Source organism: Burkholderiales bacterium, assembly GCA_036262035.1.
Taxonomy (GTDB): Bacteria; Pseudomonadota; Gammaproteobacteria; order Burkholderiales; family SG8-41; genus JAQGMV01.
The window spans coordinates 389,468-414,641 of the sequence record DATAJS010000010.1 but is presented as its reverse complement, the minus strand read 5'-3'; the positions used below and the strand labels follow the sequence as shown (position 1 = coordinate 414,641).

23 protein-coding genes are annotated in these 25,174 nt (G+C 66.5%); 11 read left to right on the top strand and 12 right to left on the bottom strand.

The features are described 5' to 3' along the window. Nucleotides 1-43: 43 nt before the first annotated feature. The 4 genes from uvrA (at nucleotide 44) to pdxH (ending at nucleotide 8,591) form a co-directional block, all read left to right on the top strand. Nucleotides 44-5,827 carry an excinuclease ABC subunit UvrA gene (gene uvrA, locus VHP37_09945; GenBank protein ID HEX2826655.1) on the top strand — a complete coding sequence of 1,928 codons (5,784 nt, stop codon included), beginning with the start codon at nucleotides 44-46 and terminating at the stop codon, nucleotides 5,825-5,827. Between the two features lie 172 nt (nucleotides 5,828-5,999). Beyond that, a complete protein-coding gene (locus VHP37_09940) occupies nucleotides 6,000-6,968 on the top strand; it encodes an SDR family oxidoreductase (GenBank protein ID HEX2826654.1) in 969 nt (322 codons plus the stop codon). 94 nt (nucleotides 6,969-7,062) lie between these two features. Next, nucleotides 7,063-7,956 carry a pirin family protein gene (locus VHP37_09935; protein ID HEX2826653.1) on the top strand — a complete coding sequence of 298 codons (894 nt, stop codon included), beginning with the start codon at nucleotides 7,063-7,065 and terminating at the stop codon, nucleotides 7,954-7,956. Beyond that, nucleotides 7,953-8,591, top strand: a complete 639-nt coding sequence (gene pdxH, locus VHP37_09930; protein ID HEX2826652.1) for a pyridoxamine 5'-phosphate oxidase — start codon at nucleotides 7,953-7,955, stop codon at nucleotides 8,589-8,591. The genes VHP37_09935 and pdxH overlap by 4 nt, the downstream gene beginning before the upstream one ends. A gap of 61 nt (nucleotides 8,592-8,652) precedes the next feature. On the opposite strand, the gene VHP37_09925 is transcribed toward pdxH, so the two are convergent. Further along, nucleotides 8,653-9,645: an inorganic phosphate transporter gene (locus tag VHP37_09925; protein HEX2826651.1), complete on the bottom strand. Its 993-nt coding sequence runs from the start codon at nucleotides 9,643-9,645 to the stop codon at nucleotides 8,653-8,655. 32 nt (nucleotides 9,646-9,677) lie between these two features. After that, complete coding sequence (locus VHP37_09920) at nucleotides 9,678-10,304, bottom strand: DUF47 family protein (GenBank protein HEX2826650.1); 627 nt, start codon at nucleotides 10,302-10,304, stop codon at nucleotides 9,678-9,680. A 151-nt stretch (nucleotides 10,305-10,455) separates the two neighbouring features. Between VHP37_09920 and VHP37_09915 the strand changes: the two genes are divergently transcribed. Both VHP37_09915 and VHP37_09910 read left to right on the top strand, forming a co-directional pair. Beyond that, complete coding sequence (locus VHP37_09915; protein ID HEX2826649.1) at nucleotides 10,456-11,358, top strand: DMT family transporter; 903 nt, start codon at nucleotides 10,456-10,458, stop codon at nucleotides 11,356-11,358. Further along, the gene (locus VHP37_09910; GenBank protein HEX2826648.1) at nucleotides 11,355-12,485 is read left to right on the top strand and encodes an MFS transporter; all 1,131 of its coding nucleotides are present in this window, start codon (nucleotides 11,355-11,357) and stop codon (nucleotides 12,483-12,485) included. The genes VHP37_09915 and VHP37_09910 overlap by 4 nt, the downstream gene beginning before the upstream one ends. A 104-nt stretch (nucleotides 12,486-12,589) precedes the next feature. Here the strand turns inward: VHP37_09910 and VHP37_09905 are convergent, their stop codons facing one another. Next, nucleotides 12,590-12,901 (bottom strand): SWIB/MDM2 domain-containing protein, encoded by a 312-nt coding sequence (locus VHP37_09905; protein ID HEX2826647.1) that lies wholly within the window; start codon nucleotides 12,899-12,901, stop codon nucleotides 12,590-12,592. Between the two features lie 222 nt (nucleotides 12,902-13,123). On the opposite strand from VHP37_09905, the gene VHP37_09900 reads away from it, so the two are divergent. The 3 genes from VHP37_09900 to VHP37_09890 are packed head-to-tail and all read left to right on the top strand — an operon-like array spanning nucleotide 13,124 to nucleotide 15,741. Then, nucleotides 13,124-13,774 (top strand): hypothetical protein, encoded by a 651-nt coding sequence (locus tag VHP37_09900; GenBank protein ID HEX2826646.1) that lies wholly within the window; start codon nucleotides 13,124-13,126, stop codon nucleotides 13,772-13,774. After that, a complete protein-coding gene (locus tag VHP37_09895; GenBank protein HEX2826645.1) occupies nucleotides 13,771-14,730 on the top strand; it encodes a TPM domain-containing protein in 960 nt (319 codons plus the stop codon). Before VHP37_09900 ends, VHP37_09895 begins: the two co-directional genes overlap by 4 nt. Nucleotides 14,731-14,742: 12 nt before the next feature. Further along, complete coding sequence (locus tag VHP37_09890; protein ID HEX2826644.1) at nucleotides 14,743-15,741, top strand: DUF72 domain-containing protein; 999 nt, start codon at nucleotides 14,743-14,745, stop codon at nucleotides 15,739-15,741. A 33-nt stretch (nucleotides 15,742-15,774) separates the two neighbouring features. Here VHP37_09890 and VHP37_09885 read toward each other — a convergent pair whose 3' ends face one another. Then, nucleotides 15,775-16,602 carry a hypothetical protein gene (locus tag VHP37_09885; protein HEX2826643.1) on the bottom strand — a complete coding sequence of 276 codons (828 nt, stop codon included), beginning with the start codon at nucleotides 16,600-16,602 and terminating at the stop codon, nucleotides 15,775-15,777. Between the two features lie 225 nt (nucleotides 16,603-16,827). Here VHP37_09885 and VHP37_09880 point away from each other — a divergent pair, with 225 nt between their 5' ends. After that, complete coding sequence (locus VHP37_09880) at nucleotides 16,828-17,595, top strand: helix-turn-helix transcriptional regulator (protein HEX2826642.1); 768 nt, start codon at nucleotides 16,828-16,830, stop codon at nucleotides 17,593-17,595. A gap of 61 nt (nucleotides 17,596-17,656) precedes the next feature. Here VHP37_09880 and VHP37_09875 read toward each other — a convergent pair whose 3' ends face one another. Both VHP37_09875 and tyrS read right to left on the bottom strand, forming a co-directional pair. Further along, on the bottom strand, nucleotides 17,657-18,679 hold the full coding sequence (locus tag VHP37_09875) for a class 1 fructose-bisphosphatase (protein HEX2826641.1): 1,023 nt from the start codon (nucleotides 18,677-18,679) through the stop codon (nucleotides 17,657-17,659). A gap of 126 nt (nucleotides 18,680-18,805) precedes the next feature. Next, nucleotides 18,806-20,005, bottom strand: coding sequence for a tyrosine--tRNA ligase (gene tyrS / locus VHP37_09870; protein ID HEX2826640.1), 1,200 nt, complete (start codon nucleotides 20,003-20,005; stop codon nucleotides 18,806-18,808). Between the two features lie 216 nt (nucleotides 20,006-20,221). Between tyrS and VHP37_09865 the strand changes: the two genes are divergently transcribed. Beyond that, nucleotides 20,222-21,448 (top strand): peptidoglycan DD-metalloendopeptidase family protein, encoded by a 1,227-nt coding sequence (locus VHP37_09865; protein ID HEX2826639.1) that lies wholly within the window; start codon nucleotides 20,222-20,224, stop codon nucleotides 21,446-21,448. A gap of 100 nt (nucleotides 21,449-21,548) precedes the next feature. On the opposite strand, the gene erpA is transcribed toward VHP37_09865, so the two are convergent. The 6 genes from erpA to rplM all read right to left on the bottom strand — a co-directional run bounded on the left by erpA (nucleotide 21,549) and on the right by rplM (nucleotide 25,080). After that, nucleotides 21,549-21,902: an iron-sulfur cluster insertion protein ErpA gene (gene erpA / locus VHP37_09860; GenBank protein ID HEX2826638.1), complete on the bottom strand. Its 354-nt coding sequence runs from the start codon at nucleotides 21,900-21,902 to the stop codon at nucleotides 21,549-21,551. 20 nt (nucleotides 21,903-21,922) lie between these two features. Next, nucleotides 21,923-22,342 carry a polymer-forming cytoskeletal protein gene (locus VHP37_09855; protein ID HEX2826637.1) on the bottom strand — a complete coding sequence of 140 codons (420 nt, stop codon included), beginning with the start codon at nucleotides 22,340-22,342 and terminating at the stop codon, nucleotides 21,923-21,925. A gap of 10 nt (nucleotides 22,343-22,352) precedes the next feature. Then, nucleotides 22,353-23,039, bottom strand: coding sequence for a DUF6776 family protein (locus VHP37_09850; GenBank protein HEX2826636.1), 687 nt, complete (start codon nucleotides 23,037-23,039; stop codon nucleotides 22,353-22,355). A gap of 56 nt (nucleotides 23,040-23,095) precedes the next feature. Beyond that, entirely contained in the window at nucleotides 23,096-24,136 is a 1,041-nt protein-coding gene (gene argC, locus VHP37_09845) for an N-acetyl-gamma-glutamyl-phosphate reductase (GenBank protein ID HEX2826635.1), read from the bottom strand. A 112-nt stretch (nucleotides 24,137-24,248) separates the two neighbouring features. After that, a complete protein-coding gene (gene rpsI, locus VHP37_09840; GenBank protein ID HEX2826634.1) occupies nucleotides 24,249-24,641 on the bottom strand; it encodes a 30S ribosomal protein S9 in 393 nt (130 codons plus the stop codon). Between the two features lie 10 nt (nucleotides 24,642-24,651). Further along, a complete protein-coding gene (rplM, locus tag VHP37_09835) occupies nucleotides 24,652-25,080 on the bottom strand; it encodes a 50S ribosomal protein L13 (protein HEX2826633.1) in 429 nt (142 codons plus the stop codon). Between the last annotated feature and the right edge of the window lie 94 nt (nucleotides 25,081-25,174).

Genomic DNA, 25,174 nt, shown 5'->3' with positions numbered 1-25,174 from the left:
CCGCCGCCGCAGTTCCCTCACCGCTTTTCCACTGTCAGGTCCGATGCCCGAATCAGGCTACAAGCCCGCTGTTTCCTCTTCTCCGCTCAAAGCGTCGCCGCGCGCCCAGCGCGAGGCGATCGTCATCCGCGGCGCGCGCCAGAACAACCTCAAGAACCTCACGCTCGAGATCCCCGCGAACGAGCTCGTCGTCGTCACCGGCGTATCGGGCAGCGGCAAGTCGTCGCTGGTGTTCGACACCCTGTACGCCGAGGGCCAGCGGCGCTACGTCGAGACCTTCTCGCCGTACGCGCGGCAGTTCCTCGACCGCATGGACAAGCCGCAGGTCGACGCCATCGAAGGCATCCCGCCGGCGATCGCGATCGATCAGACCAACCCGGTACGCACCTCGCGCTCGACGGTCGGCACGATGACCGAGCTCAACGACCACCTGAAGCTGCTGTACGCCCGCGGTGCGCAGCTCTATTGCCTCGGCTGCGGCGCGCCGGTGCGGCGCGACAACCCGGAGAGCATCGCGGACGACATGACGCGTCGCGCGTCCGGATCGGGTGACCCGCGCCTCGTCGTCACCTTCCCCGTGGCGATCCCGAAGAACTTCACCGAAGCCGAAGTCAAAGCGCTGCTCGAGCAGCAGGGCTATACCCGCATCCACCAGCAGCGCGGGGACACCATCGAGGTCGTGCAGGACCGCTTCCGCATGGGGAACGCCGAGCGCTCGCGCGTGGTGGAAGCGCTGGAGGCGGCGCTGCGGGTGGGCCAGGGCCGCGTCAACGTGCACGTGGTCGGCGACGAGTCGGCCGAGCTGGATTGCTGGAAGTTCTCCAGCGACCTGCACTGCGCCGAGTGCGACATCCACTACCAGGAGCCGACGCCGTCGCTGTTCTCGTTCAACTCGCCGCTCGGCGCGTGCGAGACCTGCCGCGGCTTCGGCCGCGTCATCGGGCTCGACTTCGGTCTCGTCATCCCCGACGAATCGAAGACCCTGCGCGAAGGCGCGGTGAAGCCGTGGCAGACCGCCTCGGGCAAGGAGTGCCAGGACGACCTCGTCCAGTACGCGAAGAAGCGGGGCATCCCGCTGGACACGCCATGGCGCGAGCTCACCGACGCGCAGCGCCACTGGGTGCTGCACGGCGAGCCCGAGTGGAAGAGCTGGCGCAAATCGTGGCCGGGCACGTGGTACGGCGTCGGCCGCTACTTCACGTGGCTGGAGACGAAAGCCTACAAGATGCACGTGCGCGTGCTGCTGTCGAAGTACCGCGCCTACACCGCGTGCACGACCTGCGGCGGCGCACGGCTGAAGCTCGAGGCGCTCGCGTGGCGTCTGGGCTCCAAAGCGAACGCCGACGCGGTGCTCGCGCCGGCGCAGCGCTTCCTGCCGCTCGGTGCAAAGCTCTCGCGCGAGACGCTGGAAAAGCTGCCGGGCCTCACGGTACACGATCTCATGCTGCTGCCGATCGAGCGTACCAAGCGCTTCTTCGACACGGTCGAGCTGCCGCAGCCGCTCGACGACGCGACCGGGCTATTGCTCGGCGAGATCCGCACGCGCGCGAACTATCTCTGCACCGTCGGGCTGTCGTATCTCACGCTCGACCGCCAGTCGCGCACGCTGTCGGGCGGCGAAGTGCAGCGTATCAACCTCACGACCGCGCTCGGCACCTCGCTCGTGAACACGCTATTCGTCCTCGACGAGCCTTCGATCGGCCTGCATCCGCGAGACATGGGCCGCGTGGTCGACGTCATGCACAAGCTGCGCGACGCGGGGAACACGCTCGTGGTCGTCGAGCACGACCCGCAGGTGATGCTCGCCGCCGATCGCATCCTCGATATGGGGCCGGGGCCGGGCGAGCGCGGCGGCGAGATCGTGTACTTCGGGGCGGCTTCGCAGGTACGGAATGCGGCGGGGTCGCTGACCGGGGATTACCTGGCCGGGCGCAAACACGTCGATGAAAGATCGTCATTCCCGACCCGCGATAGCGGAAGCGATCGGGAACCCATTGTCGGGGCCTCGAACGTCGAAATGGATTCCCGCCTCCGCGGGAATGACGATGCTTCGGGCCGCCTCCAGATCCTGGGGGCGAGCGAGCACAACCTCAAGAACATCGACGTTGCGATCCCGCTGGGGCGGCTGGTGTGCATCACCGGCGTGTCGGGCTCCGGCAAGTCGACGCTGATCCAGGACGTGCTGTACGCCGCGCTGCTCAAGCAGAAAGGCAAGCCGACCGAATCACCGGGCACGCACGAGGCGCTCAAAGGCGCCGACCTGATCGGTGAAGTGGTCATGGTCGACCAGTCGCCGATCGGCCGCACCACGCGCTCGAATCCCGCGAGCTACGTCGGCGCCTTCGATGCGATCCGCAAGCTGTACGTGCAGCAGCCGCTCGCCAGGGAGCGCAAGTACACCGCCGGCACGTTCAGCTTCAACTCGGGCAACGGGCGATGCCCGACGTGCAGCGGCAACGGCTTCGAGCACGTCGAGATGCAGTTCCTCTCGGACGTGTATCTGCGCTGCCCCGACTGCAACGGCCGCCGCTATCGCGACGAGATCCTCGAAGTGAAGGTCGACGGCCGCTCCATCGCGGACGTGCTGGAGATGACGGTCTCCGAAGCGCTCGCGCTCTTCAAGTCGAACAAGGAGATCCAGCGCGTCCTGCAGCCGCTCGCCGATGTCGGCCTCGAGTACCTCAAGCTCGGCCAGCCCGTCCCCACGTTGTCGGGCGGCGAAGCACAGCGTCTGAAGCTGGCCGGCCACCTGGCCGAAGCGGCGAGCAGCAGCAAACGGACAACCAACTCAACACTCAACACTCGACATTCGACACTGTTCTTATTCGATGAGCCGACGACGGGCCTTCACTTCGAAGACATCGCCAAGCTCCTCAAGGCGCTGCGCAAGCTGATCTCCGCGGGCCATTCGCTGATCGTCATCGAGCACAACCTCGACGTCATCCGCTCGGCGGACTGGGTGATCGACCTCGGTCCCGAAGGCGGCGACGGCGGCGGCGAGATCGTCGCCGAAGGCACGCCCGCGCAGGTCATGGCGCACGACGCATCGCACACCGGCAAGGCCCTGCGCGAATACGAGCTCGCGCTCTCCGCCCCCGCGGCGCTTGCCGCCGAGGACGCCTCGCCCCTCACCCCTCACGCCTCACGCGGCTCGAACAACATCTGCGTCCACAACGCCCGCGAGCACAACCTCAAGAACGTCCACGTCGAGATTCCGCGTGGCGAGTTCACGGTGATCACCGGCGTGTCCGGCTCAGGCAAGTCGACGCTCGCCTTCGACATCCTGTTCAACGAGGGCCAACGCCGCTATCTCGAATCGCTCAACGCCTATGCGCGGCAGTTCGTGCAGGCCGCGTCGCGCCCGGACGTCGATGCGATCTTCGGCATCCCGCCGACGGTGGCGATCGAGCAGCGCACCAGCCGCGGCGGCAGCAAGAGCACGGTCGCGACGCTGACCGAGATCTATCACTTCCTGCGCCTGCTCTACGTGAAGCTCGGGACGCAGTACTGCCCCGACTGCAACGTGCCGATCGAGCCGCAGACGATCGAGAGCATCGTCGCCGCGGTCATGCGCGACTACCGCAACGAGCGCATCGGCCTGCTCGCGCCCCTCATCGTGAACCGCAAGGGCATCTACACCGATCTGGCGAAGTGGGCGGCGGGCAAGGGCCACACCCACCTGCGCGTGGACGGCGCGTTCGTGCCCACGCAGCCTTTCCCCAGGCTCGCGCGCTTCATCGAGCACAGCATCGAGCTGCCGGTGGCCGAGGTCACGGTGAAGCCCGAGAACGAAGCCACGCTGCGCGCATGCCTCAAGGCCGCGCTCGAGCACGGCAAGGGTGTGGTGCACATCATGGACGGCCTCGACAGCCTCGAGAAAGCGCTGGTGATGAAGGACCCGTCGCTCCAGAAGACGAGCGAAGCGGTGTACTCGGTGAACCGCGCGTGCCCGTCGTGCCAGAAGAGCTTCCCCGAGCTCGACCCACGGCTCTTCTCGTTCAACTCCAAGCACGGCTGGTGCGAGGCGTGCTACGGCACCGGCCTCAAGATCGACGAGGTGAACTTCGACGAAGAGCGCCAGAAGACCGGCGCGGAAGACCACGTCCTCGACTCGTGGCTCGAATGGCTGGAGATCGACGAGACCTGCGCCGAATGCGAAGGGCGCCGCCTCAACAAGGAAGCGCTCGCGGTCCGCTATCGCGACCAGTCGATCGCCGCACTCACCGAGCTGCCGGTGGAGAAGCTGCGCCGCTTCTTCGACGACGTCTCGATGGCGGGACGTGAAGCCGAGATCGCGCGCGACATCATCCCCGAGTTGAGGAGCCGCCTCGGCTTCCTCGAGCACGTCGGCCTCGGCTATCTCGCCCTCGACCGCGCCGCGCCCACGCTCTCCGGTGGGGAAGCGCAGCGCATCCGCCTTGCGGCCCAGCTCGGCTCCAACCTGCGCGGCGTCTGCTACATCCTCGACGAGCCGACGATCGGCCTGCACCCCCGCGACAACCGCATCCTGCTCGACACGCTCGACGCGCTCCAGAAGAAAGGCAACACGCTCATCGTGGTCGAGCACGACGAGGAGACGATCCGCCGCGCGCATCACGTCATCGACCTCGGGCCCGGCGCGGGCAAGGTCGGCGGCGAGCTGATCGCCCAGGGCCATGCCGACGACCTCGTCGGGCAGCCGCAGTCGATCACCGGGCGCTTCCTCGCGCAGCCGCTCAAGCACCCGTTGCACGAGCCCCGCGCCATCGCGCGCAACGCGCCCGCGATCTGCGTGCGCGGCGCGACCCTGCACAACCTGCGCAACATCGACGTGCGAGTGCCGCTCGGGCGCCTCGTCGCGGTCACCGGCGTCTCGGGATCGGGCAAGTCGACCTTCGCGCGCGACGTGCTGCACGACAACCTGTGCCGGCTCGTCGCCGAAACGCGCAACCGGAAGGCCGCGCCGGCGCTCATGGGTTGTCGCGCGATCGAAGGCTGGGAAGGCGTCGGCCGTGTGCTCGAAGTCGACCAGACGCCGATCGGCAAGACCCCGCGCTCGTGCCCGGCGACCTACGTCGGCTTCTGGGACAACGTGCGCCGCCTCTTCGCCGAGGTGCCCGAAGCGCGTATGCGCGGCTACACCGCGAGCCGCTTCTCGTTCAACACCGCCGGCGGCCGCTGCGACGCATGTGAAGGCCAGGGCGTGAAGCGCATCGAGATGAGCTTCCTCCCCGATGTCCGCGTGCCGTGCGAGGTCTGCCACGGCCAGCGCTTCAATCCCGAGACCCTGTCGGTGCGCTTCAAGGGCAGGTCGATCGGCGAAGTGCTGCTGATGAGCGTCGACGAGGCGGTCGACTTCTTCGCCGCGCATCGCGCCATCCATCACTGCCTGCGCCTCTTGCAGGACGTCGGGCTCGGTTACCTCACGCTCGGCCAGCAGAGTCCGACGCTGTCCGGCGGCGAGGCGCAGCGCATCAAGCTGGTGACCGAGCTTTCCAAGGTGCGCACCGATGTGAGCGACGCGGGCGATCGGCCGGGACGTGCCGGCGCGGTGAAGCACACGCTGTACGTGCTCGACGAGCCGACCGTCGGCCTGCACATGGCCGACGTCGAGAAGCTCATCCACGTGCTGCACCGGCTGGTCGACGCCGGCAACAGCGTCGTCGTGATCGAGCACAACCTCGACGTCATCGCCGAAGCCGACTGCATCGTCGATCTCGGGCCCGAGGGCGGCGACGGCGGTGGGCGCGTCGTCGTGCAGGGCTCGCCGTGGCAGATCGTGCGCACGCCGGACAAGTCGCACACCGCGCGCATCCTGGCTGAATTTCTTGCCGAGCGTAGCCGTTGACGGGCACATGACGTCGTTCCCGCGAAAGCGGGAACCCATTTGATTTTCGAGGGCCCAAAAAATGGATTACCGATCGCGCGCCGCGGGCGCGCGTCGGGAATGACGTTCCGGCGGCATGCGCATTGCTGCGGGTCAAGGTTCCGGATACGACCTTGACCCGCAGGAGACCGCCATGCCGACCGGTTCGAAATCCTCCTCCGCCAAGCAGCCCGCGAAGCGCAAGACCAGCGACCTCGAAGGCAGCCCCCAGGCGAGCGCCACGCCTCAGATGCAAAGCGAGCCCAAGCCGCCGTTTCCCGAGCAGAAACAGGAAGGCGTGGGGCTCGAAGCGGATCTCGATCCGCGACCGCGCTATCAGGCCGCGCGCTACAAGGCCGCCGGCAAGCTCGAAGGCAAGTGCGCGCTCATCACCGGCGGCGATTCGGGTATCGGACGCGCGGTCGCGGTGCTCTACGCGCGTGAAGGCGCGGACGTCGCGATCTCGTACCTGCCCGAGGAGCAGACCGATGCGGACGAGACGTGCCGCGCGGTGGAAGCCGAAGGCCGCCGCTGCGTGCTCATCCCCGGCGATCTCTCGGACATCAAGTTCTGCAAGCACCTGGTCGAGCAGGCCGTGAACGAGCTCGGCAAGCTCGACATCCTCGTGTCGAACGCGGCGCACCAGAACCGCAAGAAATCGCTCGACGAGCTCACCGACGAAGAGCTGGCGACCACCTTCGAGGTGAACATCCTCGCCTACATCCGCCTGTGCCGCACCGCGCTGAAGCACATGAAAGCGGGCGCGGCGATCATCGCGACGAGCTCCGAGACCGGCATCATGGGCTCGGCGCAGTTACCCGATTACTCGGCGACCAAAGGCGCGATCAACGCTTTCACCAAGACGCTCGCGCAGAATCTCATCGAGAAAGGCATCCGCGTGAACGCGGTCGCGCCGGGACCGGTATGGACGCCGCTCAATCCCTCGGACGACGGCATGACCCCGGAAAAGGTCGCGAAGTTCGGCGAGCAGGCGCCGATCGGCCGGCCCGCCCAGCCGGAGGAGCTCGCGCCGTCGTACGTGTTTCTCGCGTCGGACGCGGATTCGTCCTACATCACCGGGATCGTCCTGCAGGTGATGGGCGGTGAAACGACCGGCGGCTGAAGCCGCAAGTGTTGAGTTGTGAGTGTTTAGTGTAGGGTGTCGCCATGGAGTGGCTTTTCACTCAACACTCAACACTCAACACTTAACACTCTGTATGTCCGCCGTCTCTCTGCTCAAGCCCCACGTGAAGGATCTGGGGGGCTTCCAAGTACGCCGTCTGCTCCCCGGCCATCCGCACCAGATGGTCGGCCCTTTCATCTTCTTCGATCACATGGGGCCGGCGCAGCTCGCGCCCGGGACCGGAGTCGACGTGCGGCCGCACCCGCACATCGGGCTCGCGACGGTGACGTATCTCTTCGAAGGCGCGTTCATGCACCGCGACAGCCTCGGCACCGTGCAGCGCATCGAGCCCGGCGCGGTGAACTGGATGACGGCCGGTAAGGGCATCGCCCATTCGGAGCGCAGCCCCGACGACCTGCGCCCCGCGGGACCGAAGCTGCACGGCATCCAGACCTGGGTGGCGCTGCCGCTGGAGCACGAAGGCTGCGAACCGACGTTCAGCCACCACCCGAAGAGCACGGTGCCGCGCATCACGCTGCCGGGTGTGGACATGCATCTCATCGCCGGCACCGCGTACGGGCGCACCGCGCCGACGCCGACCTACTCGCCGCTGTTCTATCTCGCGGTCGAGATGGAAGCCGGTTCGGCCTTCGACCTGCCGCACGAGCACGAGGAGCGCGGCGTGTACGTCGTCTGCGGCGACGTCGAGGTCGCGGGATCCCCGCTGCCCGAGCATCACCTCGCGGTGCTGCCTGCGGGCGACCACGTGCGCGTGAGCGCGCGCTCGGTCGCGCGCGTGATGCTGCTCGGCGGGTCGGCGCTCGAAAGCGATCGCCACATCCGGTGGAACTTCGTCGCGAGCTCGAAAGAGCTGATCGCCGAAGCCTCCGAGCGCTGGAAGAGCGGCACGTTCCCGATGGTGCCGGGCGATCCCGAGTTCATCCCGCTCCCCGAGGACCGCGAGCCGCGCACCACCTTCGTGCCATGACTCTGGACCTCGCGCGCATACGCCAGGATTACTCGGGAGAGCCGCTGGACGAATCGCACGCCGCGGACGATCCGATCGCGCAGTTCAACACGTGGTTCGCCGAAGCGGTCGAAGCGCAGCTGCCGATGGTGAACGCGATGACCCTCGCGACCGCGGACGCCGGCGGCCGTCCGTCGGCGCGCATCGTGCTCCTCAAAGGCGCCGACGAGCGCGGCTTCGTGTTCTACACCAACTACGAAAGCCGCAAGGGCGGCGAGCTCGCAGCCAACCCGCGCGCGGCGCTGCTCTTCTACTGGATCGAGCTCGAGCGCGAGGTGCGCGCCGAGGGCGCGATCGAGAAGACGACGGCGGAAGAGTCCGACGCCTATTTCGCGACGCGTCCGCTCGGCAGCCGCATCGCGGCGATCGCGTCACCTCAAAGCGCGGTGGTCGCCGCGCGCGCCATCCTCGAAGAGCGCTACGCGCAGGCCGGGAAGCAATACGGCCCCAACCCGCCGCGTCCCGCCGAATGGGGCGGCTATCGGGTGATACCGGAGACCGTCGAGTTCTGGCAGGGCCGTCCGAACCGGCTGCACGACCGGCTGGTCTATCGCAAGAATGCGGGAAGCTGGGAGATCGTCAGGCTCGCGCCGTAACGCAGGCGCCCTCGCCGGCAGGCAAAGGCCCGAACAGGTTTTGCAGGCGGGGGCGCCTGCGCTACAAGAACAGCGTTCCCACCCACCAGGCGATCGCCGCCACCGCCGCCGAGCACGGGATCGTCAGCACCCATGCCCACACGATGCCGCCGGCGACGCCCCAGCGCACCGCCGAGACGTTGCGCGACGCGCCCACGCCGATGATCGAGCCGGTGATGGTGTGGGTCGTCGACACCGGGATGCCGAGGCCGGTGGCGAGGAAGAGCGTCATCGCCCCGCCCGTCTCCGCGCAAAAGCCGCCGACCGGCTTGAGCTTGGTGATGCGCTGGCCCATGGTCTTCACGATGCGCCAGCCGCCGAACATCGTGCCGAGGGCGATGGTGACGTAGCACGCCATCACCACCCACGCCGGGACGTGATCGGCGGTGGTCGAGTGGTCCGCCGCGATCAGCAGCAGCCAGATGATGCCCGCGGTCTTCTGCGCATCGTTGCCGCCGTGGCCCAGGCTGTACAGCGCCGCGGAGAACAGCTGCGCCCGCCTGAACCACTTGTCGATGCGGCGCGGGGTCGCGCGAAAGAACACCCACGACACGATGATCATCAGGAGCCCCCCGAGCACCATGCCCAGGACCGGCGCGATGAAGATGAACGCGACGACCTTGACGAGGCCGCTCGTCATCAGCGCGTCGACGCCCACCTTGGCAACGCCGGCGCCGACCAGCCCGCCGATCAGGGCATGCGAGGAGCTCGAGGGTATGCCGTACAGCCAGGTGACGATGTTCCAGACGATGGCGCCGATCAGCGCGCCGAAGATCACGTAGTGGTCGACGATCTCGGGATGGATGATGCCCTTGCCGATCGTCGCGGCGACCTTGGTCTCGAACAGGAAGAACGCGAGAAAGTTGAACGCCGCGGCCCACGCCACCGCCTGCAGCGGGCGCAGCACGCCCGTGGACACGACGGTCGCGATCGAGTTCGCGGCGTCGTGGAAGCCGTTCATGAAATCGAACGCGAGCGCGACGAGGATCAGGAGGACGAGAACTTCGAACGACATGTGATGCTTTCCGGCCCGGAGGGCCTCTTGCGTCAGGAGTTCTCGAGCACGATGCCCTGGATGAGATTGGCGACGTCCTCGCAGCGGTCGGTGACCGTCTCCAGCATCTCGTACACCGAGCGCATCTTCATCACCTGCTTCACGTCGGGCTCGTCGCGGAAGAGCTTGGCCATCGCCGAGCGCATCACGTGATCGGCCTCCGATTCGAGGCGGTCGATGTCGGTGCAGACGATCATGATCGCCTTGGCATTGTCCATGTTGGAGAGCATGCCGACCGCGGACTTCACCTTCTCGACACAGGCGACACAGAGCTCGGCGAGGCGGACCGCCTCCGGCGTGATCGACTGCACGTCGTAGGCATAGATGGACTGCGACGTGTCCTCGATGACGTCCAGGATGTCGTCCATCTTGGACACGAGCTGGTGGATGTCGTCGCGGTCGAGCGGCGTGATGAACGTCGTGTGCAGCAGCTCGATCGCGGTGTGCGCGATCTTGTCGCCGCGCTTCTCGATCGACTCGATGTTGTACGCGCGCCGCTCGACGTCGTCCTCGCTCGTGATCAGCGCCTGGAGCTCGCGCGCGCCCATGATGAGCTCGTCGGCGTGCTCGTTGAACAGCTCGAAGAACCGCCCTTCGCGCGGCATGAGTCGGCCGAACATGATTGCCTCCCGGATAGTGCGGCGGGCGCGCCGCGGTCGATTCGAAACGGCGCCATTCTATCGGTTTCCCCGCGTGCGAAACGAAGAGCGTGGCGCGGTCGCGTATACTCCCGGTCTTTGCCGTCGTGGCCGTAAACATACGGCCTTCTCCGTGCAGACGTCCCCACAAAGACGCTGGCTGGAAGCGGCGCTCGCATGGTATTTCGTCGCGGTGTGGGGATCCGGTTTCGTCGCGACGAAGATCGGGATCGCGCACGCGCCGCCGTTCACCTTCCTCTCGCTGCGATTCGCGTTCGGTTTAGCATGCCTCGTGCCCATCGCCGTGGTGACGAGGCCGCGCTGGCCCCGTACGGCGACCGACCTGAAGCACGTCGTCGTCGCAGGTCTCCTGATGCACGCGGTCCATCTCGGCGGCAGCCACTACACGCAATACCTCGGCATGTCGGCCGGCATCACCGCGGTGCTGTTGTCGATCCAGCCGCTGCTCACCGCGATGATCGCCGCGCGCTGGATGAACGAGCGCCTGACGACGCGCCAGTGGGCCGGTATCGCGGTCGGGCTGCTCGGCGTGGCCCTCGTGGTATGGCACAAGATCGACGTGCGCGAGGCGACGGCCGGCAGCCTCGTCGCGGTCGCGATCGCGCTATGCGGCGTGACCGCGGGAACCCTCTATCAGCGCGCGTTCTGTCCGCTCGTCGACCTGCGGGCGGCCGCGGTCATCCAGTTCGCGTGCACGCTGGCGGTGCTCGCGCCGCTCGCGTGGTTCGTGGAGGGGGCGCCGGTGATCTGGTCGTGGTCGCTCGCGGGCGCCATCGTGTTTCTCGTGATCGGCGCGTCGATCCTGGGCGTGAACGCGCTGCACCTGCTCATGCGGCGCGGGCACGCCGCGCGGGTCGCGAGCCTGATCTATCTCACGCCGGTGTTCGCGGTCGTGCCGGAGCTACTCATCTTCGGTGTCGTCCCGTCGATGTTGTCCATCGTGGGCATCGCGGTGACCACGCTCGGCGTCTCGCTCGTGGTATGGCGCGCACGCCCGGGAGCCGAACCCGCGTGACGCTGTACCGCATCGCGTTTCTCACCATACTGCTGCACCTCGCGTTCGCGGGCATGCGCGTCACGCAGTCGTTGTTCGCGCTGCACCTCGGTGCCAGCGCCGCGACGGTCGGCGTGCTCATGTCGCTGCTCGCGATCGTGCCGGTGCTGTTCGCGGTGCGGTGGGGGCGCTACATCGATCGCGTGGGCGTGCGGGGTCCGATGTACACCGGCGCGGCGGCGATCCTCTTCGCGCTGACGCTGGCGTGCGCCGTGCCCCGGCTCGAGACACTGTTCGTGGTGAGCGCGTTCGCCGGCAGCGGCTTCATGTACTTCCATATCGCCGTGAATCAGGCGGCCGGTCTCATCGGCGTGCCCGCCGAGCGCGCGCGCAACTTCTCGGTGCTCGCGCTCGCGTTCTCGGTGTCGAGCTTTCTCGGACCGATGTCCGCGGGCTTCGCGATCGACTTCGTCGGCTACACCTGGACGTTCGCCCTCTTCGCGGGCGCGGTGGTGCTGATGATCGCGCTCTTGTCGGTGTGGAAGATCGAAGTGAGACGCCATGAGCCGCACGCGCACGCGGGCGGCAGGAAACACGTCGTCGACCTGCTGCGCGTTCCCACCCTGCGCCGCGTGCTCGTGGTGAGCGGCCTCCTCTCGATGGGCTGGGACCTCTTCTCGTTCGTGATGCCGATACACGGCAGGGAGCTCGGGCTCAGCGCTTCGACGATCGGTCTCATCCTCGGCGCGTTCGGCGCTGCGGTGTTCGTCGTGCGCCTCGTGATGCCGCCGATCGTGCACCGCCTGTCCGAATGGAAGATGCTGATCGGCGCGATGCTCGTCACCGGGATCGGGCTCGCGGCATTGCCGCTGGTACGCGACGTCACGCTGCTCGTGGCGCTCTCGTTCGTGATCGGGATGGGGCTGGGCGGCGCGCAGCCCATGGTGATGGCGCTGCTGTATAACACCTCGCCGCCGGGACGCGCGGGCGAAGCGGTCGGCGTGCGCACCTTCCTCCTCAATATCAGCCAGGCGGGAATGCCGCTCATGTTCGGCGCCGCGGGCGCGGCGCTCGGCATGGCGCCGGTGTTCTGGACGATGGCGGGCGCGCTGATCGCGGGCGGGTGGTACGCGGGCAGGCGCCGCTAGGAACGAAACGTCCGGCTTCTCAGGTCGCCGGCCGCGGAAAACGAAACGGCCGGCCCTCTTCGAGGCGCCGGCCGTCAGGTCGGAGAATGTGGCCGCGGGTGGGGTTATTTCAGGTGCTTGTTGACGAGCTTGGTCATCTCGAACATCGAGACCTGCTTCTTGCCACCGAACACTTCCTTCAGCTTGTCGTCAGCGTTGATGTTGCGCTTGTTCTTGCTGTCCTGCAGGCCGTTCTTCTTGATGTATGCCCAGATCTTCTTGGTCACTTCGGTACGGGGCATCGCGTTGCCGCCGATGACCGCCGAGAGTGCCGCGCTCGGCTGCATCGCTTTCATGAACGCCGCATTCGGTTTGCGTTTCGCAGCGGCTTTTTTCTTAGCCGGTGCTTTCTTGGTAGCCTTTTTCTTTGCAGCCATTCGGTGTCTCCCGTTTATCGTATGGTGGTCGGTTGGATTTGCTGCCCTTGCCGCCTATAGCGCAGCGCGGTGACGAGAGGATGCCGAGGGAAAACGCCGTTGTCAATCACTCAGCCGTGAGAGTAGAAACACAAGTTCGAGCGCATGTGACAAACGCTACACCTCGATGGTCGCGAGCGCTCGGCTTCGAATGAAAACACATCGAAAAACGGAGGCCCGCGGATGGCGCCTGTCTCGGAGAAAGAGCGACTACAAATCAACCAGCTAGTCGCGCGCTTCGAAAAAGCTACCGGCGTGGAGGCGGTGGCCGCAGTGACGCTGAGGGCCGACGCGTATCCCGAAATCCCCTGGAAAGCGTTCGCGCTCGGCGCATCCATCGCGGCGCTCGCCGCTGCGTTGCACCCGACCGTCATACGCATCTGGAGTGACGTCGGCACCCCCGCGCTCGACGCGATGTTGATCCTCGGGAGCGGTGCGGTGCTCGCCGCGCTCGCTGCGCTCGTCCCCGCGTTCGGGCGACTCTTCCTCGACCGGGTGCGCGCGCGCGGGGAGTCGCTGCAATACGCGGAGTCGATGTTCCTCGAGCGGGAGCTCTTTCGCACGCGCACCCGCCGCGCGGTGCTCGTGGTCATGTGCCGTTTCGAAGGTATGGCGGTGGTGCTCGCCGATTCGGGGCTCGCGCAGTACGCGCCGCCCGCGGCGCTCGGCGCGATCGGGAGCGAGGCCGGCGCGCTCATGCGGCGCGGCGACATGGCGGGCGCTTTCGACCTCGCGTTCGCCCGCGTCGAGGCGCTGCTGTCGACGCACGGCATGGTTCCGGAGCCTCGCGAGAACGCGCTGGACGACGAGATGCTGGTCGGGAGGAGCGCATGAGAGCGCTCGCCGGGATCCTATGCTTACTGCTTGCTTACACCGCGCTCGCGGCCGACGTGCCGTTCCTGAGCGGCCGCGTCGTCGACAACGCCGAGATGCTGTCCCCCGCCGCGGTCGATCGCGTCAGCGGCCTTCTCAAGGCGCACGAGACGCGGACGACCGATCAGGTCGTCGTGCTGACCGTTCCCGGCCTCGAAGGGCGCAGCATCGAAGAGTACGCGGTGGAGGTGTTCCAGGCGTGGAAGCTGGGACAGAAGTCCAAGGACAATGGCGTGCTGCTCGTCATCGTTCCGCGCGAGCGCAAGATGCGCATCGAGGTCGGCTACGGGCTCGAAGGCCGCCTCACCGATGTCGCCGCGAGCCGCATCATCCGCAACGTCATCGCACCGCAGTTCAAGGCAGGCGCGTTCGACAAAGGCGTCGAGGAAGGCGTCACGGCGATCCTCATGCAGCTGCGGGGCGAGGGCGAGGCGGTCGCGGAGTCGAACGCCGACGCGGCGCCGGCGCAGTCAGGCTCCGGCTTCCAGGGGCCCGATCTGTCGCTCGGCGAGAAGATACTCTTCGGCGCTTTCATCTTCGGAATCATCGGTCTCTTCACCGTCATCGGCGTGCTCACGCCGGGCATGGGCTGGTTCCTGTACCTGTTCCTCATCCCCTTCTGGGCGATGTTTCCGATGGTCATCCTCGGCGTGAACGGCGCGCTGACCCTGCTCGGCGTGTACCTCGTGGGCTTTCCGGTCGCCAAGCTTCTGGTCTCGCGCAGCGCGTGGTACGAGCGCGCACGCAAGGACCTGCGCAGCAAAGGCCGGGCGAACGTCGGGGGCTTCGTGATCGGCGGCAGCAGCGGAAGCTCGTCGTGGAGCTCCGGCTCATCGTGGAGCTCGAGCTCTTCGTCGGGCGGCTTCTCCGGCGGCGGAGGCAGCTCCGGCGGCGGCGGCAGCTCGGGAAGCTGGTAAAGGCTCCGTCTCATGGCGCGCCAGCTTCCGCTCTTTTCGAACGAGAAGGCCGCAAGCGACGCGCCCGAGACAGTGCCGGTGGGACCGGCGGCCGTCGGCAGCGAAGCGCTCGAGCTCGCGAGCGCGCTCCCGACTAAGCTCCATCTCGGCACCTCGTCGTGGTTCTTCCCGGGCTGGCGCGGGCTCGTCTGGGACCGGGCCGCCGACGAGACGACGTTGTCGCGGCACGGCCTTGCCGCGTACGCCCGGCACCCGCTCTTCTCGACGGTCTGCGTCGACCGCGCGTTCTACGCGCCCCTGGAGCACGTCCAGTACACGGCCTATGCCGAGCAGGTGCCGGCGGCTTTCCGCTTCGTCGTGAAAGCGCCTGCCGCGGTCACGCAGAGCTGGCTGCGCGACCGCGACGGCAAGCCGCAGGGGAACCCCACGTTCCTCGATGCGTCGGCTGCGATCGCGCAGCTCGTGACGCCCGCCACGGAAGGCCTCGGCGACAAAGCGGGACCGCTGCTCTTTCAGTTCCCTCCTCTCGGACGTGCGCAGATGCGCGATCCCGCGCGTTTCGTCGATCGGCTGCACGCGTTCCTCACCGCGCTGCCGCAGGGACCCTTCTATGCGGTGGAAGTGCGCGACGCCGCGCTCCTCACGCGGCGCTTCTTCGCGGCATTGCGGGAAGCCGGCGCGCATTACTGCGTCGCGGTTCATCCCCGGCTGCCCGCGGTGGCGGTACAGGCGGCCGCGATGGCGGGCGCCGGGCCGGCGCCGCTCGTGGTTCGCTGGAATCTGAATCCGCGCGAGGAATACGAGGCCGCCAGGGCGCGCTATGCGCCTTTCGATCGGCTGGTCGACCCGGACGTCACGACGCGCGAATCGATCGCGAGGCTGGTCGCGGCGGCGCTGCGTGCGGGTGAGCCGGCTTACGTCATCGCCAACAACAAGGCCGAAGGCAGCGCGCCGCTCACGCTGACGCGGCTCGCGGCAGCGATCGCCGCGGCGCTCAAGCCTGCTGCTTGAGCAAGGCGGGTAGGCGTTCCGCTCGACGTATTCTCACGCAGGCGAGTTGAACAGCGGCTTGAACCAGTCCGGGTGGCGGTGCTGTTTCTCGTACACCTTGGGGACCCGCGGCCGGCCGAGCCACGGCCGGAACAGCAGGCGCTCGGGCGAGCCCGGATAGGCGTAGCGCGCGATCACCGGGCGCATGCGCCGCAGGAACTCGCTGTAGCGCAGCACCGGGAACGGCACCTGCGGACCGCACTGCGCGTTGAGCGCGCGGAACACGAGCGGCAGGTGCGTATCGCGCGCGGTGCGCACACAGGCCCTTGCGGTGCGCCATGCCTTCGCGATACCGAAGCGCTGGGCACGCGCGACGCGCTCGTACGCGGCGCGGAAATAGGCGAAGCAGTCGGCCTCGTCCTGTGCGATCTCCGCCGCCAGCGCGCGCAAGCAGGGGTCGTCCGCCCAGCGCGCGAGACAGCGATAGATGACGCCGCTCTGTGCCGCCGCCACGCAGCGGGCAAGGAGCTCGTGCGCGAGCGTCGCGCGCTGGGGGCCGAGCCCGCCGTCGGCGGCCGCCTGGGCGCAATACTGGTCGTGCGCGCAGTACCAGTCGAGCTCCGGCCACGTGCGTTGCACATAGTCCTGCAGCACCCTGGCGCGCTCGGCTTTCTTCGGCAGCCATTCGTCCGCGATCCAGCGCGTGAGCGCGTCGTCATCGCGAGCGAGATAGACGAGGCGGCGCGCATACAGCGGCGCGATCGCTTCGAGCAGCGACGCCGCGGCGACGCTGTAGAAGAGCGGTCCGTTGGCGCGCACGAGGACGATCTGTATCGGGCGGTGGGTGGAGCTCGGTGTGCGAAGCGGCGTATTCGTTTCCATGGTCGACCTCCTTGGCAGCGGGCGAAGCAGGAAGAGACTCAGCGGCTTGCAGGCACTCGGGATGGAGCGATCATGAGCGCGCAGGACGCACGATGCGAGCGTTTTCCGCAAGGTTGCCGACTGCATTCCCGGCGGTATCATTAAGCGCTACTGACGCGGAATGGTGCGAAGCCGCATCCTGCGGTTATGCGCCCGAAGAACCGCGACGACTCGCGAGGGGGATCGATGGCGCACACGGCGGCCCTGGTCGAAGTGTTGAAGCGCGAGCTCAGGACCCGCGGCGTCACCTACGCCGATCTCGCGCGGCAGCTCAAGCTGTCGGAGGCGAGCGTGAAGCGCATGTTCTCGCGCCGCGACTTCACCCTGAAGCGTCTCGACGAGATCTGCAAAGGCGCCCAGATCGAGTTCGCCGAGCTCGCCCGCGCGGTGGTGCGCGACGAGACCCTGATCTCCCACCTCACCTACGAGCAGGAGCGGGAGATCGTGTCCGACCGCAAGCTCTTCCTGGTCGCGGTGTGCGCGCTCAACTACGTCACCTTCGACCAGATCGTCGAGACCTACGACATCACCACCGCCGAATGCGTGCAGCTCCTGACGCGGCTCGACAAGCTCAAGTTCATCGAGCTCCTCCCCGGCAACCGCATCAAGCTCCTGGTGTCACGGACGTTCTCGTGGCTGCCGGACGGGCCGATCCAGAGGTTCTTCAACGATCAGGCCCACAACGAGTTCTTCCGGTCGCGCTTCAACCGGCCGGACGAGTTCATGCTGGTCGTGAACGGGATGCTGTCGACGACGTCCAGCGCCGAGATGGTCAACCGCCTGAAGCGCATCACGCGCGAGTTCTCCGACCTGCACAACGACGATTCGCGCCTGCCGCTGGGCGAGCGCTCGCCGATGACGCTGCTGGTGGCGGTGCGCCACTGGCAGCTCCAGGCGTTCGCGGAGTTGAGACGCGGGCCGCCGCCGAACCGCGCGCTGAAGGTGTCGCCGTAGCGCAGGCGCCCTCGCCTGCAACAGACGCCGCGGTGTTCGTTTTGCAGGCGAGGCGCCTGCGCTACGCGGGCTGCTTCTGCTTTTCCTGCGCCTCGAGGTGATAGCGCGTGACGGTATCGACCTCGGCCCTGGAGCCGAGCACGACGCCGATGCGCTGGTGCAGCGCGGTAGGCTGGACCTCGAGGATGCGCTGGTAGCCGGTGGTCGCGGCGCCGCCCGCCTGTTCCACGATGAACGACATCGGGTTGGCTTCGTACATGAGGCGCAACCGCCCTTCCTTGTGCTTGGCGTCGGTCGGATACATGAAGATCCCGCCGCGGCACAGGATGCGATAGACGTCCGCCACCATCGAAGCCACCCAGCGCATGTTGAAGTCCTTGCCGCGCGGACCGTTCTTGCCGGCGAGGCACTCGTCGATGTACTTCTTCACCGGCGGGTGCCAGTTCTTCATGTTCGAGGCGTTGATCGCGAACTCCGCCGTCTCCTCCGGGATGACGATGCGTTCGTCCGTAAGCACGAACGAGCCGAGCTCCTTGTCCAGGGTGAAGCCGACGACGCCGTTGCCGACGGTGAGCACGAGCACCGTCGCCGCGCCGTAGACCGCGAAGCCCGCGGCGACCTGCTGCGTGCCGGGCTGGAGAAACGACTTCACGTCGGCCTGGGCGCAGTTGCTGGGACACTTCAGCACCGAGAAGATCGTCCCGACCGAGATGTTGACGTCGAGGTTGGACGAGCCGTCGAGGGGATCGTAGAGCAGCAGGAACTCGCCCTTGGGATAGCGGTTGGGAATCTGGTAGGGCTCGGCCATCTCTTCGGACGCCATCGCCGCGAGCTGGCCGCCCCACTCGTTCGCTTCCATCAGCACTTCGTTGGCGATGATGTCGAGCTTCTTCTGCGCTTCGCCCTGCACGTTCTGCAAGCCCATGCTGTCGCCGATGCCGGCGAGCGGGCCTTTGCTGACGGCGTGGCTGATCGCCTTGCACGCGCGCGCCACGACTTCGATCAGCAGCCGCAGCTCCGGCGAGACCGTGCCGTAGGCGCGCTGCTGCTCGATCAGGTATTGGGTGAGGGTGACGCGGCGCATGGCGGTTCCTTGGTACGTGACAGAGATGGATTATCCGCCATCGGCGGCCGATAGTATGTAGCGCCGCCAGGCGCTTAAGCACGCCTTTGCGCGGCGCAGCTGCGCCGAAGCAGCGGCGTGGACCTTTCACACGATCGTAATGCGCGCGAATTTACGCTTTCCGACCTGCAATACGACCTGCTCGCCTTTGGGCAGCTTGAGCGACCGGTCGGTGACTTTCTCGCCGTTGAGCTTCACCCCGCCCTGGTCGATCATGCGCAGCGCTTCCGACGTGCTCGAGGTGAGCTTCGCCGTCTTGAGCACGTGCGCGATCGCCGCCGCGCCGTCGCCGGCCTCGACGCTCACTTCGGGCATCTCGTCCGGCATGCCGCCGCCCTTGAAGCGCGCTTCGAAATCGGCCAGAGCCGCCTCGGCGGCCGCGCGGCTGTGCAAGCGCTCGACGATCTCCTGCGCGAACGTCACCTTGATGTCGCGGGGATTTCGGCCCTGCTCGAGGACCTCGGTGCGCCATCCGCGGATGGTCTCGAGCGGCTGGAACGACAAGAGCTCGATGTAGCGCCACATGAGGTCGTCGTCGATCGACATGAGCTTGCCGAAGATCTCGTTTGGCGGCTCGTTGATCCCGATGTAGTTGCCGAGAGACTTCGACATCTTCTTCTCGCCGTCGGTCCCCTCCAGCAGCGGCATGGTCAGGATGACCTGGGGCTTCTGCCCGAAGTGCTTCTGCAGCTCCCGGCCCATCAGCAGGTTGAACTTCTGGTCGGTGCCGCCGAGCTCGACGTCGGCTTTGAGCGCGACCGAATCGTAGCCCTGCACCAGGGGGTAGAGGAACTCGTGGATCGCGATCGGCTGATTGCCGCGATACCGCTTGGAGAAATCGTCCCGCTCGAGCATGCGGGCGACGGTGTGGGTGGCGGCCAGCCGGATCATGTCGGCCGCCGACAGTTTGTCCATCCACGTGGAATTGAACACGACCTCGGTCTTTTCCCGCTCAAGGATTTTGAAAACCTGGTCGCTATAGGTACTCGCGTTACGGACGATCGCCTCGCGCGAGAGCGGCGGCCGGGTCGCGTTCTTCCCGGTCGGGTCGCCGATCATGCCGGTGAAGTCGCCGATCAGGAAAAGCACGTGATGGCCGAGCTGCTGGAATTGCCGCAGCTTGTTCAGCAGCACGGTGTGGCCGAGATGGAGGTCGGGGGCCGTGGGGTCGAACCCGGCTTTCACGCGCAGCGGCACGCCGGTCTTCAGGCGTTCGATCAGCTCGGCTTCGATCAGGAGCTCTTCGGCGCCGCGTTTAAGAACCGGTAGTTGTGCCTCGATTTGCATTATATGGAGCTCGGATGCGCGATCTGGAATAGGCAGGCTTTCCGGCCTATATTGTTGTTTGCCGGCGACAGTACATCTGCTAAGCTTCCGGCGCTGTTGTCCTGAGAACGCAGAATACGCAGGAAAATCATGGATCAAGCGAATCCCATTGTACCTGAAAAGCTGCTGCGCCTTGTCCGCAGCACGGCCGTTCGTCGTGCCGTGCTGGCGGCAATATTGCCTTTTGTTGGCGTCGTCGCGGCTTTCGGTATCGCTCCCGACACGGTCACCGAAAAAGTGACGGTGCAGAACGTCGTCGAGCAGGTCGCGCTGCCGGTCGCACCGGCCGCGGACAGCTCCGACGAAGCGTATACGCGTGAAGAGCGCGTGCAGCGCGGCGACACGATCGCCAGCATCGCTGCGCGCCTGCGCATCGAAGATCAATCGGCTCTGCGTTTCCTGCGCGGCAGTGTGGAAGCGCGCGCGCTGCGCGGCCTCATTCCCGGTCGCATCGTTCGTGCCCGCACGACCGAAGACGGCCGTCTCATCGATCTGCGCTACGCCAACATCGGACAGTTGATCGTCGTCAAAGCCGACGGCGATACCTTCCGCGTGACCGAGCAGGCTGCACCGCTCGAGCGCCGCACGATGATGAAGTCGGGCGAGATCAGAAGCTCGCTGTATGCCGCCACCGACGCGGCACGACTCACCGACGGTGTCGCCGATCAGATCGCCGACATCTTCTCCACCGACATCGACTTTCACAGGGATCTGCGCCGCGGCGACAAATTCACCGTGGTGTACGAGATGTTCTACGACGCCGGCGAGCCGGTGAAATCCGGCAAGGTACTGGCGGCCGAGTTCATCAACGCGGGCAAGTCGTATCAGGCGGTGTGGTTCCAGCAGGGCGACGGCCAGGGCGCTTACTACACGCCTGAAGGCAAGAACATCAAGAAAGGCTTCCTGCGTTCCCCCCTCGAATTCTCCCGCGTCACGTCCGGATTCACGACCGGCCGCTTCCATCCGATCCTGCAGCGCTGGCGCGCCCACCAAGGCGTTGATTACGGTGCGGCCACCGGCACCGGCGTGAAGGCGACTGCCGACGGCGTGGTCGATTTCGCGGGCGTGAAGGGCGGCTACGGCAACGTGGTCATCCTGCGCCATCAGCAGAAGTACACGACGCTCTACGGCCACCTGTCGCGCTTCGGCCACGGCATCCGCACCGGCGTCAAGGTTTCGCAGGGCGAGATCATCGGCTATGTGGGATCGACCGGCCTCGCGACCGGTCCGCACCTGCACTATGAATTCCGCATCAACGACGTCCACATGAATCCGCTGACCGTGGCGATGCCCGACGCACCGCCCATCACCCCGGACCGTCGCGCGGCGTTCGACGCCATCGCCAAGCCGCTCGCGATGCGCCTCGGCCTGCTGCGCAACACGAACCTGGCGCGGCTGGACTGAGGATCAGAATGTGAGCGCTGGCTCACGTGCCAGGTAACAAAAAAGGGAGCCTCGGCTCCCTTTTTCTTTGGGCTGCAGGCGAGGGCGCCTGCGCTACAAACTACGCCGAGAACGACGATCCGCAGCCGCAGGTCGAGGTGGCGTTGGGATTCTTGATCACGAACTGCGCGCCTTCGATGCCTTCCTGGTAGTCGATCTCCGCGCCCATCAGGTACTGCAGGCTCATCGGATCGATGAGCAGCGTCACGCCGGCTTTCTGCAGCGTCGTGTCGTCGTCGTTGGTGGCTTCGTCGAACGTGAAGCCGTACTGGAAGCCCGAGCAGCCGCCGCCGGTCACGAAAACACGCAGCTTGAGGTCGGGGTTGCCCTCCTCTTCGATGAGCTGCTTCACTTTGTTCGCCGCGCTGTCGGTGAAGACCAGCGGATCCGGCATCTGTTCGGTGACTGCGTTCATTCTCATGGCTCCAAAAAGCTTCAATCCGCCGACGCGGGCTTGAGCTGCACGACTTTGTCGGATTTCCCCGCAGCTTCGTGGACGAGGCGGCCTTCGACGACCGCACCGAGCTGCATTTCCAGGGTGTTGTAACGGACATCCCCTGTGACATTGGCCTTGGCCTGCAGTTCAACGTACTCCGTGGACTGCACAGGACCGACGACCGCGCCGTTGATGACGATATGGGGGACGCGGATCTCGCCTTCAACCCTCGCCTGCTCGGAGATCACCAGCGTGCCGGGCTTACCCTCCTCGGCGATGATGTTGCCCTTGACCTGGCCGTCGACCCGCAGGCCGCCGGTGAAGGTCACATTGCCCTCGATGCTGGTGCCCGCGCCGATCAGGCAGTCGATGCGGCTCTGCGGCTTGCTGGCGGGCTTGCCGCCATTGCCTCCGAACATGACACCCCCGTCAGGAAACGTTCAATGTCTGCGTAAGTTTAGGCGCGCGGGTGCCGTTTTCAAAGACCCGCACCTGCATGCCCTTGAGGACGCTGCCCGGCGCGAGCTTGAAAGTGCCCTCGACGCGCTGGAAGAACTTGAAGCTGAGCTGGTATTCGCGCCCGGCGTCACCCGGCTCGGGCGGCAGCGTGAGCACCACCTTGCGGCCGTCCTGCTGCACGTCGAGGACGAACTGGAGGCTGCCCTGGAACTCGCGCGGACGCTGCCCGCCCTGCACCAGCAGCATCTGGTAGCGGTATTCGCCGGCGACGACCTCGGGGCGGACGCGGAAGCGGTTCACGCTGAGCGTGCCCTCGACGACGCCGGGTGTGGCGTTCAGCGACTGGAAAAATGCGAGGTCTTCCTTGAGCGCGGCATTCTCGAACGCGAGCGCCTTGACCTGCTTGGCGAGGTCCCCCGCGGCGGCGCTGTCGATCTGGGTCTGGCGCTCGGCCTGGGCGAGGCGGGGCCGCAGCTCGCCGAGCTCGCGCTCCTGCGCTTCGACCTTGGCATTGAGCCGCTCCACTTCGGCGATGGCGTCGGCATCGCGGCGCACCGACGCGTTGAAAACCGCCCATGCGATCACGCTCGCCAACGCGGCGGCCGCCAGCACGGAGAGCGTGCGCCAGTACCACGGCACCGCAAGCCTGACGGCCATGGGCCGCGACGCGATCGCGGCGGTCCTTCGCGGCAAGCGAAAGATTCGCATCGCCCTTACGGGAGGAGCGCGACCTGCGTGAGACCCATCGTTTCCGGAAAGCCGAACATGATGTTCATGTTCTGCACCGCCTGTCCCGAAGCCCCCTTGACGAGGTTGTCGATCACCGACAGCACGACCGCGATGTCGCCGCCCTGCGGGCGGTGGACCGCGATGCGGCACACGTTCGCGCCGCGGACCGAGCGCGTCTCCGGATAACTTCCGGCGGGCAGGACGTCGACGAAGGGCTCGTTCGCGTAACGCTGCTCGTAGAGCGCCTGGAGGTCGACCTCGCCCGACAGCCCGACGTAGAGCGTCGCATGGATGCCGCGGATCATCGGCGTGAGGTGCGGCGTGAAGACGAGCCGCACCGGCTTGCCCGCCATCTGCGCGAGCCCCTGGCTGATCTCCGGCAGGTGCCGATGGCCGGCCACGCCGTAGGCCTTGAAGTTGTCGCTCGCTTCCGCGAGCAGCGTGTGCACTTCGGCTTTACGGCCCGCGCCCGATACGCCCGATTTGGCATCCGCGATGAGGTGCTCGAGGTCGGCCTTGCCGCTCTCGACGAGCGGCAGGAAACCGAGCTGGACCGAAGTCGGATAGCAGCCCGGATTCGCGACGATGCGCGCCTCGCGAATCCTGGCGCGGTTCACCTCCGGCAGCCCGTACACCGCCTCGGCGACGAGGTCCGGACAGGCATGCTGCATCTTGTACCACTGCTCCCAGAGCGCCACGTCCTTGATGCGGAAGTCCGCGGCGACGTCGATCACGCGAACGCCGGCGTCGTACAGCGCGCGGGTCTCGTTCATCGCCACGCCGTTGGGCGTCGCGAAGAAGACCACGTCGCACGTCGAGAGCGCCTCGCGGTCGGGCTCGGTGAATTTGAGATCGACGTGGCCGCGCAGGTTGGAGAACATCTCGGCGACCGGCATGCCGGCCTCCTTGCGCGACGTGATCACCTTGAGCTCGGCGCGCGGGTGCTGCGCGAGCAGGCGCAGGAGCTCGACACCGGTGTATCCGGTGCCGCCGACGATGCCGACTTTGACGGTTTCCTTGGCCATGCTGGGTGCCTCTAGAGCGGAAGTGTATGCCAGGGCTTGCTCGAGTTTTCGGGGCCCGAAAACAACAAAGCCGCCCGCAGGCGGCTTTGCTTGCAGCGGGCTACAAGCGGGGTTAGCGCTTGGAGAACTGCTTGCGGCGTCGGGCCTTGTGCAGACCGACTTTCTTGCGCTCGACTTCCCGGGCGTCGCGCGTGACGAGGCCGGCTTTCTTCAGCGCGCCCTTCAGCGTCGCATCGTAGTCGATGAGCGCGCGGGTGATGCCGTGGCGCACCGCACCGGCCTGGCCCGACTCACCGCCGCCGTCGACGTTCACCTGGATGTCGAAACGATTGAGGTTGTCGGTGAGCTCGAGCGGCTGGCGCACGATCATACGGCCGGTCTCGCGCGAGAAGAACACGTCGACGGGCTTGCCGTTGACGATGATGTCGCCCTTGCCGGGCTTGATGTAGACACGCGCGACCGCGCTCTTGCGACGGCCGGTTCCGTAGTTTTGCTGAGCTGCCATTGTGTGGGCCTTAGATCTCGAGGGGTTTCGGCTGTTGCGCGGTATGGGGGTGCTCGCCGCCGGCGTACACCTTCATCTTCTTGATCATCGCGTAGCCTAGGGGACCCTTGGGCAGCATCCCTTTGACTGCGAGCTGGAGGACGCGCTCGGGGTGCTTCTGCTGCAGCTTCTCGAAGCTCGTCGAGTAGATACCGCCGGGATAGCCGGTATGGCGATGGTAGAGCTTGTCCTTGGTCTTGTTGCCGGTCACGCGCAATTTGTCCGCATTGACGACGACGATATAATCGCCCGTGTCCACGTGCGGGGTAAATTCCGGCTTGTGCTTGCCGCGCAGACGGCGAGCGACTTCGGTTGCGACGCGGCCAAGAACTTTGCCCGTTGCGTCTACGATGTACCAGTCGCGCTGAACTTCGTGCGACTTGGCAGAAAACGTCTTCATTCTTGATCCCGCGGTCTGTGAATTTCAGGAAACCGCGAATTCTATTGGAAATCAGGCTTCTGTGTCAAACCTGAAGCCCCTCGTAACGGCGCTC

Excerpts from the sequence above, each read along its gene's own strand:
- tyrS (HEX2826640.1), bottom strand. The coding sequence starts at position 20,005 with ATGCAAATCGAGGCACAACTACCGGTTCTTAAACGCGGCGCCGAAGAG.
- rplM (HEX2826633.1), bottom strand. The coding sequence starts at position 25,080 with ATGAAGACGTTTTCTGCCAAGTCGCACGAAGTTCAGCGCGACTGGTAC.
- VHP37_09940 (HEX2826654.1), top strand. The coding sequence starts at position 6,000 with ATGCCGACCGGTTCGAAATCCTCCTCCGCCAAGCAGCCCGCGAAGCGC.
- VHP37_09920 (HEX2826650.1), bottom strand. The coding sequence starts at position 10,304 with ATGTTCGGCCGACTCATGCCGCGCGAAGGGCGGTTCTTCGAGCTGTTC.
- VHP37_09895 (HEX2826645.1), top strand. The coding sequence starts at position 13,771 with ATGAGAGCGCTCGCCGGGATCCTATGCTTACTGCTTGCTTACACCGCG.
- VHP37_09850 (HEX2826636.1), bottom strand. The coding sequence starts at position 23,039 with ATGGCCGTCAGGCTTGCGGTGCCGTGGTACTGGCGCACGCTCTCCGTG.
- VHP37_09855 (HEX2826637.1), bottom strand. The coding sequence starts at position 22,342 with ATGTTCGGAGGCAATGGCGGCAAGCCCGCCAGCAAGCCGCAGAGCCGC.
- VHP37_09875 (HEX2826641.1), bottom strand. The coding sequence starts at position 18,679 with ATGCGCCGCGTCACCCTCACCCAATACCTGATCGAGCAGCAGCGCGCC.
- uvrA (HEX2826655.1), top strand. The coding sequence starts at position 44 with ATGCCCGAATCAGGCTACAAGCCCGCTGTTTCCTCTTCTCCGCTCAAA.
- VHP37_09905 (HEX2826647.1), bottom strand. The coding sequence starts at position 12,901 with ATGGCTGCAAAGAAAAAGGCTACCAAGAAAGCACCGGCTAAGAAAAAA.
- rpsI (HEX2826634.1), bottom strand. The coding sequence starts at position 24,641 with ATGGCAGCTCAGCAAAACTACGGAACCGGCCGTCGCAAGAGCGCGGTC.
- erpA (HEX2826638.1), bottom strand. The coding sequence starts at position 21,902 with ATGAACGCAGTCACCGAACAGATGCCGGATCCGCTGGTCTTCACCGAC.
- VHP37_09925 (HEX2826651.1), bottom strand. The coding sequence starts at position 9,645 with ATGTCGTTCGAAGTTCTCGTCCTCCTGATCCTCGTCGCGCTCGCGTTC.
- VHP37_09900 (HEX2826646.1), top strand. The coding sequence starts at position 13,124 with ATGGCGCCTGTCTCGGAGAAAGAGCGACTACAAATCAACCAGCTAGTC.
- VHP37_09935 (HEX2826653.1), top strand. The coding sequence starts at position 7,063 with ATGTCCGCCGTCTCTCTGCTCAAGCCCCACGTGAAGGATCTGGGGGGC.
- pdxH (HEX2826652.1), top strand. The coding sequence starts at position 7,953 with ATGACTCTGGACCTCGCGCGCATACGCCAGGATTACTCGGGAGAGCCG.
- VHP37_09890 (HEX2826644.1), top strand. The coding sequence starts at position 14,743 with ATGGCGCGCCAGCTTCCGCTCTTTTCGAACGAGAAGGCCGCAAGCGAC.
- VHP37_09885 (HEX2826643.1), bottom strand. The coding sequence starts at position 16,602 with ATGGAAACGAATACGCCGCTTCGCACACCGAGCTCCACCCACCGCCCG.
- argC (HEX2826635.1), bottom strand. The coding sequence starts at position 24,136 with ATGGCCAAGGAAACCGTCAAAGTCGGCATCGTCGGCGGCACCGGATAC.
- VHP37_09880 (HEX2826642.1), top strand. The coding sequence starts at position 16,828 with ATGGCGCACACGGCGGCCCTGGTCGAAGTGTTGAAGCGCGAGCTCAGG.